Source organism: Streptosporangium sp. G11, from assembly GCF_051192615.1.
Taxonomy (GTDB): domain Bacteria; phylum Actinomycetota; class Actinomycetes; order Streptosporangiales; family Streptosporangiaceae; genus Streptosporangium.
The window spans coordinates 1-7,360 of sequence record NZ_JBPJUQ010000168.1; the positions used below are offsets into that span (position 1 = coordinate 1).

General features: G+C 67.6%; 4 protein-coding genes and 1 pseudogene. 2 read left to right on the forward strand and 3 right to left on the reverse strand.

Going from position 1 to position 7,360, the window contains the following annotated elements; genetic code table 11:
* Window positions 1-201 (reverse strand): ArsR family transcriptional regulator (locus ACSDR0_RS48570; RefSeq protein WP_435293393.1); only part of this gene is annotated, 201 nt, incomplete at its 3' end.
* A gap of 127 nt (window positions 202-328) precedes the next feature.
* Here ACSDR0_RS48570 and ACSDR0_RS48575 point away from each other — a divergent pair.
* Window positions 329-702, forward strand: a pseudogene (locus ACSDR0_RS48575) (ATP-binding cassette domain-containing protein); the annotation flags it as partial.
* A gap of 306 nt (window positions 703-1,008) precedes the next feature.
* On the opposite strand, the gene ACSDR0_RS48580 reads toward ACSDR0_RS48575, so the two are convergent.
* Window positions 1,009-1,959, reverse strand: a complete 951-nt coding sequence (locus tag ACSDR0_RS48580) for a nucleoside 2-deoxyribosyltransferase domain-containing protein (protein WP_435295775.1) — start codon at window positions 1,957-1,959, stop codon at window positions 1,009-1,011.
* Window positions 1,960-1,989: 30 nt separating this feature from the next.
* Window positions 1,990-2,670, reverse strand: a complete 681-nt coding sequence (locus tag ACSDR0_RS48585) for a RapZ C-terminal domain-containing protein (RefSeq protein ID WP_435295776.1) — start codon at window positions 2,668-2,670, stop codon at window positions 1,990-1,992.
* Between the two features lie 1,257 nt (window positions 2,671-3,927).
* Here ACSDR0_RS48585 and ACSDR0_RS48590 point away from each other — a divergent pair.
* Window positions 3,928-7,360, forward strand: a 3,433-nt coding sequence (locus ACSDR0_RS48590; RefSeq protein ID WP_435295777.1) for a DUF6531 domain-containing protein, incomplete at its 3' end; no start/stop codon positions are given.

The following is a 7,360-nucleotide window of genomic DNA, read 5'->3' on the forward strand; positions in this document are numbered from 1 at the left end:
GGGCTGGGACAGCTCGAAGGCGCCGGTGATGTCGCACACGCACACCTCGCCGCCCGAATGGCTGGCCACGATCGACAGGATGCGCAGCCGGACCGGGTCGCCCAGGGCCTTGAACACCTGCGCGATCCCGGCGGCCTGCCCGGCGTCCAGGGGTTCGCGGACCAGCGGCGGGCTGCACTCAAGGATCTGCAGCAGCTCCATCGGACCTCCGGACATAGATGCTTATCGAAGTCATGCGCTGTCTATATTGACAGACGTCTATGCGTGCCCGGTGTGCGGGGTCGGCTGACGGGCACGCCGAGCTCGCCGAGGTGCGCTTCCGCTGCCCGGCGGCCTCGTTCGATCACTGTCCGACGGCCTGGACACCGTCGTCGGCGACCGAGGCCACCGGTTGTCCGGCGGGGAGAAGCAACGCCTCGCCCTTGCCGACTACTGCTCAGGGCACCCAGTGTGGTCGTGCTCGACGAAGCCACCGCCCATCTCGACACCGGATCCGAGGCGGGGGTACAGCAGGCGCTGAAGACGGTTCTGGCCGGCCGCACCGCGCTGGTCATCGCCCACCGCCTGGCCACCATCCGCGACGCCGTCCGGATCCTCGCCATCCAGGACGGCCGCGTCGTCGAATCCGGCGGGCACGAGGAACTACTCGCCGAAGACCACATCTACGCCGAGCTCTACCGCACCCGATTCAGCAGAACCTGAACCGCGCGGAAACGCACCTCGGCAGCTTGGGCCGGAGGGGCCGGACAGTCTCCCTGAGCGCGGTGAAATACATACAAAGGCAGTTGTGGGAGGCTCGTGACTTAGGTAAGCGGGCGTTGGGGGGCGACTGCTGGGCGAAGACCACCTCAACGTCCTGTAGTCGATGAACAACCTCGCTACGGTCCGACGTGCTCCTGAGGATCAAGAAAAAACTTAGGGGCGGGGCTTTTGACACGCTTTCCTTGCCGCTTGGCAAGCTGTCGCCGGGCATGGCGGTGTCGTTGTGGATCTGGGCGGCGCTGTAGGTCATGTCCGGCCCTTCTCCGTCGAGCCCGTGCGCAGCTTGGCCTCGGCCTCAGCTATCTTCTCCTTTGTGATCATGAGGGCCGCCGTGGCGGTGTCGGGGAGGGTGGCGCAGACCGGCACGGCGTAGCGGTGGGCCAGGTGGATCAGGTACCGGTTGCGCTCGGGGTTCGGGCAGTCCGGCGGGCACCCGAGCACGGCTCGGCCGGTGCGGACGTCCAGGCCCCATTCGACGTTCGTGGTCATGCCCGGGAGGGTCTTCATGTCCCTCGGGATCCAGAACAGGATCGCGCCGGCCGCGTCCCGGGCCGCCGACTCCCAGTCGACCTGGTGCTCGTAGCGCTCAGCGCGCCGGCGCCCCCGGGACTCGGGGCACAGGACGGTGAGCGGCCGGTCTCCATCCCACTGCGCGGACAACTCGTTGATCGCGTCGGGTCGCCAGGACGGGACCGGGACGGCCTGGTCCGGAGTGGGGCCGGCCAAGAACACCGATGGGCCCGCGGGAAGAGGTTCCCGCGCGCACACGAGCCGGATGTTGGCCGGGACCTCTCCAAGGGTCCAGTGCGGCGCGGCCATGTCGGCCTCGGCTGCGGCCGTACGTGCCGCTGCTTCGTGCTGCGGAGTCCAGGGGAGCGGAAGCCCGTCGCCCGGACGGCGGGGGACGACGTGAACATGCAAATGGAACACGGTCTGCGTCGCCGACACACCTTTGGACGTGATCACATTCACGGCATCCATTCGAGCGGCGAGTTCGGCAGCCCGCGCCATCACGGCGCCGGTGACGGTGGGGTCGACGCCGACGTCGGCGACGTGACGGCGGGGGACAACGATGACGTGCCCGGCGGTGACGCCACCGGAGCGGGGGGCGAAGGCGATCGCGTCATCCCATTCGGCGATGACGCGTGCTGAGGCTCGACCTCCAGCGATCTCACAGAAGATGCACTCGGCAGTCATGATCAGACCTCTCTCGTCCTGCGGATGGGGTTACGCGACGACGGGTTTGGCGATGTCGAGGTGGTCGACCTCGACGCCGTAGCCGGCCGCCCGAAGCCAGACGGCGACCTCCTCGGCGATGGCGACCGAACAGTGCCTGCCGCCCCGGCAGTAGAAGAAGCCGCGGACGATCTGGTGGGTGGGATTGCCCCAACCCTCGACCAGGGTGCGCAGCTGGTCGGCGGTGCGGCCGACGATCTCCAGGGCGCCGGGGGTCTCCAGCACGTAGGCGCGGACCTCGGCGTCCAGGCCGGTGAGCCGCACCATCCGCTCGCGCACCTCGGGGTCATCAGGCGAATTGCGCAACGCGGTGGTGAGATTCACCGCCCACCCGGCTTCCTCGGGAGGGTCACGGTGCAGGACGCCGTAGCTGGTCAGGACGACCTGCAGCAGGTGGGAGCCGGTGGAGTAGGTGGTGACGGTCTCCTCGTGCGCGGCGGGTGTCGAGCGGTCGGTGTAGTCGATGCCCTGGGCGCTCAGGTCGGCGTAGACCGTGCCGCGGCTGACGGAGGCGGCGCGGGCGATCGCGCGGATGTTGTGTTCCCCGGCGCGCCAGGCCGCCTCGATCAGCCGAGGCCGGATCTCCGACTGCTGACCAGCCCACCGGGCCAGCGCTCGCAGGGCCGCCTCGCGTGGACTTCGCGAGGGGGGAGGGTTCTCGTTCGCGTTCATATCCCGAGAATCTGTTCAGTGGGTGAACATGTCAAGCGATTGAACATATCGGTCAGCCGTTGTGCCTCTGACGACGGGGGAGGAGGTTATGGATCGCCGTCGCCGCGATGAGCATCCGGCGGTGGTGCTCTCCCGCGAGGACGTGGCCTCCTGTGAGGACCTGGCCGCACGCGTGACCATCCCGCGCGGGGATGGTCCCGACCTCGGCAGGGTCGAGTGGCCAGCACGATGTGCTCCCCGCGCCCGCGTTTGGGAAGGCTCTACGCCTGCCGGCAGTACACGTCTCCCCAAGGTGCTCCTCGCGCCTGCGAGATCAAGCCGTCAGTGGGGGAGTTTTTCGGCGTTGGCCCTACCCCTGTCCGGAGGTTATCCGGGGAGACCGTACTCATACTTCCCGGATAACCCCGCTTATTCGGGGAGTGGCAGGTCACCGGAGAATCCTCTCCTGCGTCCACATTCGGACATGCCGCGATCCGCGCGAAACGGGCACGGTCGGACGCTATCCGAGGGAACCTTCGCCCGGACAGGCCGGAGACCTCACGGTTTGAGCGGAAGGTCACTGCACGCTACCTCTGCGTCAGTTTTAGACTTTCCGATTCGGTTACCCACAGGTGTCAGACATATGCGCGTTCAGTATATTTTCAGATGAAACATGACATCACGTCCTTTATTTGCTCCTTATGGAGATCTTGCGCATTTAAGTGATCTATAGGTAATTTCTAGTCGTTTGCTTATTGCGCGCTCCGAACCGTCGACCCCGGCCCCGCTGTGGGCCTGGTGGCGGGCTGGGGTAACGCGGGAGCGGTTGGCTCTCGCGCTGACTTGTTCGGAGGGTGACGGCGTATGCGCCGTAGTCTGTCGCGACCGCGTTCGATCGGCCGTAGAGCCTGGCAGGTGGTGGCGGTTATCGCCGCACTGATGCCGGGCCTGCTGTTGTTTCAGGCACTTCCGGCTTCGGCTGCGGTGCGGCCGGTCGTGCTGGTTGATGGCGAACCGGTCACCCCTGAGCAATTGACCGGTTCCGCGACTGGCTTACCGTCCTTGGTTCCCGCTGAGGCGACACGAGCCGACCTTGAGATGGCCAAACGCGCTCCGAAGCCGCCCAAGGACGCGGTTCCTTTGGAGAAGCGCCATAGGTTCACGAACGAGCCCGCCAAGGGCGGCCTGAAGTCGCCTCCGCCTCTTCCCAAGCGTTCCGGTACGGAAAGTACGGCTGCGAAAGACGCGCGAGACTCCTCTGCGGAGAAGTCATCGCAGGTGACGGCCTTGGCGGCCGGGCCGTCGGTGTCGAACCTGTCGGTGACCCCGTCCGTGTCGGTGCCGGGTGGGTCGGTGACGTCGTCGCTGACGCCGAGCCTGTCGGCACAGGTGACGGACCCCAGCGGCCGGACCGTGGGCATCAACGTGGAGATCCGCCACGACCCGGCCCTGCCGGCTCAAGGCACCGGAATGATCTGGTCGGCGGGAACGGGCGCCGGTAACGCCTCAGGTTCGCAGGTCAGGATAGACGTGCCGTCAGGGAAGCTGTCGGACGGCTGGACGGTGCAGTGGCGCATCCAGGGACGGGCCGCGGCGAGTGATGGAGAGGGGCCGTGGTCGGCCTGGCAGTCGCTGCAGGTGAACATCGCCAAGCCGTCGGTGTCGAACCTGTCGGTGACCCCGTCCGTGTCGGTGCCGGGTGGGTCGGTGACGTCGTCGCTGACGCCGAGCCTGTCGGCACAGGTGACGGACCCCAGCGGCCGGACCGTGGGCATCAACGTGGAGATCCGCCACGACCCGGCCCTGCCGGCTCAAGGCACCGGAATGATCTGGTCGGCGGGAACGGGCGCCGGTAACGCCTCAGGTTCGCAGGTCAGGATAGACGTGCCGTCAGGGAAGCTGTCGGACGGCTGGACGGTGCAGTGGCGCATCCAGGGCTGGGCCGCGGCGACCGGCTCGCCGACCGGCGCCTGGTCGGACTGGCAGACCCTGCAGGTCAGTATCTCCAGGCCGTCGGTGTCGAACCTGTCGGTGACCCCGTCCACGACGTCGTCGGAGGGATCGACGACGTGGTCGCTGACACCGAGCCTGTCGGCGAAGGTCACCGACCCCGAGGGGCGGACCGTGGGCGTGAATGTGGAGGTGCGCCATGCCCCGACCGTGCCGGAACAGGGAACCGGGCTGATCTGGTCAGGAGGAACAGGAGCGTCCGCCGCCTCGGGCTCGCAGGTCAGGATAGGCGTGCCCTCAGGCGAGTTGTCGGATGGCTGGACGGTGCAGTGGCGCGTCCAGGGCTGGGCCGCGGCGACCGGTTCACCGACCGGCCCGTGGTCGGCCTGGCAGACCCTGAAGACGGAAGTGCTGCTGTGGCAGTGGGCCTCGCCGGAGGACAACACCCAGGTCGGCTCCCTGAAACCGACCCTGTCGGCTTACGCCAAGCCGGGCGATCCCACCCTGGCGGTGTCGTATTGGTTCCAGCTGTGTAAGGGCACCCCGGGAAACTGGGACTGGTGTGAGGCGTCGGGGGGCTGGGATCAGTCGTGGAGCTGGCAGGTGCCGGCGGGGAAGTTGAAGTGGGGGGAGACCTACTCGTGGTACGTGGAGGCCTCCGGTGGTTCCATGACTGTCACCTCGCCCTGGCGGACCTTCACCACCTCACCCGAGCAGGGCACCATCAACTCGCTGCTGGCCTCCGGCACCAACGGGCGCGGCTTCGACCATGTGAGCGGCAACTACACCCAGTCGGTCACCGATGCCGCCGTCACCGCGGCCGGGCTGCCGCTGTCGGTGAACCGCACCTACAACAGCCTTGACCCCCGGGTGGATGGGGCGTTCGGTGCGGGCTGGAGCACCCGCTGGGACATGCGGGTACTGCCCGAGCCACAGACCGCCACGCTGCTGGTCACCTACCCCGACGGGCGCCAAGTGCGCTTCGCGGCCAAGGGCGACGGCACCTACGCTCCACCACCGGGCATGTACGCCACCATGGCCGATGTCGCCGGTGGCGGCTGGCGGCTGATGGACAAGTCCTCCACCTCCTACTGGTTCGATACCGCCGGACGGCTGACCAAGGTCAGTGACCGCCGAAACCGCACCCAGAACCTGACGTACGGAACGGACGGGAAACTGTCCAAGGTCACCGCGCCCGGCGGGCGGTCGCTGACCTTCACCTGGACCGGCGGCCACGTGACGACGGTCTCCACCGACGCGGTCAATGGCGCCCCGCTGACCTGGACCTATGCCTATACCGGTGACGCCCTGACGAAGGTGTGCGGGCCGGGTGCGGGCACTGCCTGCACCGTCTACGCCTACACGGCCGCTTCTCGCTACCGCAGTGTGATCGCCAACGCCGCCCCCACCGGATACTGGCGCCTGAACGACACGATCACCAAGCTCGGCGACAAGGTCGCCGGCTCAGCTGACTGGAACATCGACGACGAGGACGCCACCCTCGCCGGCACCTCCTACAACGTCACCAAGACCAGCCCCGGCGCGCTGGCCGGGACCGGCGACGGCGCGATGCGTTTCGCCGGCACCGCCACCTCCACCTACGTGAAGCTGCCCTCCGGCGCGATCAACGGACGCGGTGAACTGCTGTCGGTCGAGGCCTGGTTCAAGACCACAGGCTCGGGCACCATCATCGGCTACCAGAACTCCACACAGAGCAACTTCACCCCGGCCGTCTACGTCGGCACCGACGGCAAGCTGCGCGGCCAGTTCCGCACCGCCACCACCGCCCCGATCACCTCGGCCACCGCGGTGAACAACGGCGCCTGGCACCACGTGGTGCTCACCGGGGCCGAAAACACCCAGACCCTGTTCCTGGACGGGCAGGTCGTCGGCACGCTCAACGGCGACATCACCCACCTGGACCAGGGCGAGGCCCGCGTCGGGTACGGCCACGCCTCCTCGGCCTGGCCCGCCACCGTCACCGGCACCAGCGCCGCCGCCTTCCCTTTCACTGGGGAGATCGACGAGGTCGCCGTCTACGCCAAGCCCCTCGGCCTAGCGGAGGTGCAGACCCACTACGCCGCCCGGCTGGCACAACCCCAGATGACGACGGCGACCCTGCCCTCTGGCCGAACCTGGGCGACCAACACCTTCAGCCCCGACGGCGGACGGCTGCTCACCCACACCGACAACCACGACGGGGTCTGGAAACTGGGCGCGCTGACGTATGCGGAAGACCACGAAACCGACAGCGTGAACGCCTCCGCTGTGGTCACCGACCCCCAGAACGGCACCCTGACCTACGTCAACGACGCCCAGCGCAACTACCGGACCGTGTCCGAAACCGACCAGCTCGGCAAGATCAGCAAATACGCGTACGACAACGGCGGCAATCTCGCGAAGGTCACCGACCGCAACGATAACGTCGTCGAGTTGTTCCACAACGAGCGTGGCAACCTGACCGGCCAGAGCACCTGCCGCACCGCGAACAACTGCGACACCGCCTACTTCTCCTACTACGTCAACGAGGACGACCCGTTCGACCCCCGCAACGACCAGCGCACCGTGACGCGCGATGCCCGTTCGTCCTCGGCGAGCGACGACACCTACGCCACCACGACGACGTACAACGAGTTCGGCGAGACACTCAGGCAAACCACCCCGGCCACCCTGGACTTTCCGGACGGCCGCTCGACCAGTGCCACCTACACCGACGGCACCGAACCCGCCATCGGCGGTGGCACCACCCCCGCGGGCCTGC